The organism is Nocardia sp. NPDC060220, from assembly GCF_042727815.1.
Lineage (GTDB): Bacteria > Actinomycetota > Actinomycetes > Mycobacteriales > Mycobacteriaceae > Nocardia.
On the sequence record NZ_JBHWZY010000884.1, the window covers coordinates 1 to 2,776 of the forward strand.

Here is a 2,776-nt window from a genome sequence, read left to right on the forward strand (position 1 = left end):
GCTTAGCGGGTGGTCCCGCCAGATTCACCCGGGATTTCTCGGGCCCCGTGCTACTTGGGTGTCCACTCCTACGCCTTCGACTTCTCGGTGTGGGAGCTGTGGGGCCCGCTGCTGTTCGGCGGCTCGCTGATCGTCGTCGACTACTACACCTCGCGTTCGCCCGAACAGTTCCTGGAACTGCTGCGCGTGGAACAGGTGACGGTCCTCAACCAGACACCGTCGGCGTTCTACCAGCTGGCCGAAGCCGACCGCAACGCCGGACCGGGCCTGGAGCCGCTGGCCCTGCGCTATGTGGTGTTCGGTGGCGAGGCCCTCGAGCTGCGCCGCCTGTCGGATTGGGTCGCGCGCCACGGTGACAGCTCGCCGACGCTGGTCAACATGTACGGCATCACCGAGACCACGGTGCACGTGTCGTTCCGGGCGCTCGACGCGAAAACCATTGCCGCCGCCGCCGGTTCGGTGGTCGGCCGGGCGATCGCGGGTCTGGGTGTGTACGTCCTCGACAACCGGTTGCGGCCGGTGCCGGTGGGTGTCGCGGGCGAAATGTATGTCGCCGGACCGCAGTTGGCGCGCGGCTACCTCGGTCGCCCCGACCTGACCGCCACCCGCTTCGTCGCCAATCCCCTCGCGGGCCCGAACCAGGGTGGCTCGCGCCTGTACCGCTCGGGCGACCTCGCGCGCTGGAACCGCTTCGGCGAACTCGAATATCTCGGCCGCGCCGACGACCAGGTAAAGGTTCGCGGCTTCCGCATCGAGCTCGGTGAGATCGAAGCCGCCGTGCTCGCGCAGCCGGGCATCGCCCAGGCCGCGGTCATCGTGCGTGAGGATCAGCCGGGTGACCAGCGGATCGTCGCCTACGTGGTCGCCGAGGGCGACCTCGAACCCGACCTCGAGACCATCCGCAGCGGTGCGGCCGAACAGCTGCCCGCCTACATGGTTCCGGCGGCGCTCGTGCGCCTCGAGTGGATCCCGCTGACGGTCAACGGCAAGCTGGACCGCCGCGCGCTGCCCGCTCCCGCGGTGCAGGCGCGGGCCTTCCGCGCGCCGGTCACACCGGTGCAGGAAGCCGTGGCCGCGGTCTTCGCCGATGTGCTCGGCTTGGATCGCGTCGGTGTCGACGACGACTTCTTCGACCTCGGTGGCAACTCGCTCATCGCCACCCGCGTGGTCGCCCGCATCGGTGCGGCGCTCGGCGCGACGGTCCCGGTGCGCGCGCTGTTCGAAGCGTCCACCGTGGAAGCCCTTGCGGCACGGGTGGAATCGCACACCGGCGGCACCGCCCGCGCGGCGCTGGTCGCCCGTGAGCGGGCCGAAGGGGAACTGGTTCCGCTGTCGTTCGCGCAGCAGCGCATGTGGTTCCTCAACAAGTACGACACCACCTCGGCCGCCTACAACCTGCCCGTCGCGATCCGCCTCACCGGCGAACTCGACACCGAGGCACTGTCTTTGGCGCTGGCCGACCTGGTCCGCAGGCACGAGTCGCTGCGCACCCGCTACCCCGAACACGGCGGCACCCCGGTCCAGCAGATCGTCGCCGCGGAGCGCATTTCGCTGGACCTGCGCCCGATCGCGATCGCTCAGGACGAGCTGTTCGAGACCGTCACCGAGTTCGTCTCCACCGGTTTCGATGTGGCCGAACAGGTTCCGATGCGCGTCCGCCTCTTCCGGGTCGCCGCCGCAGGCCACACGGGTCGCACCGCTGACGCGGAGCAGGCTGCGGGTGCCGAGCACGTCGATGGCGGGGTCACCGAACACGTCTTGGTCGTGGTCGTGCACCACATCGCCGCCGACGGTTTCTCGATCGCGCCGCTGACCCGCGATGTGATGCGCGCGTACACCGCCCGGGCCCAGGGCGCTGCCCCCGGTTGGGCGCCGTTGCCCGTCCAGTACGCCGATTTCGCGATCTGGCAGCGCGCCGTACTCGGCACCGAGGACGACGCCGACTCGCTCATGTCCCGCCAGGTCGGTTACTGGCAGTCCCAGCTCGCCGGTGTCCCCGACGAACTGACCCTGCCGTTCGACCGCGCGCGTCCGGCCATCGCCTCGCTGCGCGGCGCCACCGTGCACCGCGAGCTCTCGCCCGAACTCGTCGCCGCGCTCGACGAGATCGCCCGCCGCCAGGGCGCGTCGCTGTTCATGGTCATGCACACCGCCCTCGCGGTGTTGCTGGCTCGCCTGTCCGGCTCCGACGACGTCGCCATCGGCACCCCCATCGCGGGTCGCGGTGAGCAGGCCCTCGACGACCTGGTCGGCATGTTCGTCAACACCCTGGTGCTGCGCACCGGCGTGCGCCCGGCCGAGACGTTCACCGACCTGCTCGAGCAGGCCCGCAAGACCGACCTCGACGCCTACGGCAACGCCGACGTGCCCTTCGAGCGCCTGGTCGAACTGCTCGCGCCCGAGCGCTCGCAGTCGCGCAACCCGCTGTTCCAGGTGATGCTGGCCTTCCAGAACCTGGACCGCACCACCCTCGAACTGCCCGGCCTGGCAGTGTCGGCGCTCGACCTCGACGAGAGCGTCGCCCGCTTCGACCTGCAGTTCACCCTCTCCGAGCTGGGCGAACCCGGCCACGGCGGGATGGCACTGGCACTGAACTACGCCACCGAACTGTTCGACGAGGACACCGTCGCCGGCATCGCCGTGCGCTGGCAGCGAGTCCTCGAGGCCGTCGCCGCCGATGCAGCCATCACGGTCGGCGCGATCGACGTGCTCGACGCGGCAGAACGGTCCGACCTGGTGTTCCGGGTCGGCGAACCACCGGTGCCCGCACGTACCC

General features: G+C 70.3%; 1 protein-coding gene. It reads left to right on the plus strand.

The genetic code is table 11. From position 1 onward, the window contains the following. Positions 1–54: 54 nt before the first annotated feature. Positions 55–2,776: condensation domain-containing protein (locus tag ACFWF3_RS31200; RefSeq protein ID WP_379317321.1), on the plus strand; the 2,722-nt coding region annotated here is incomplete at its 3' end.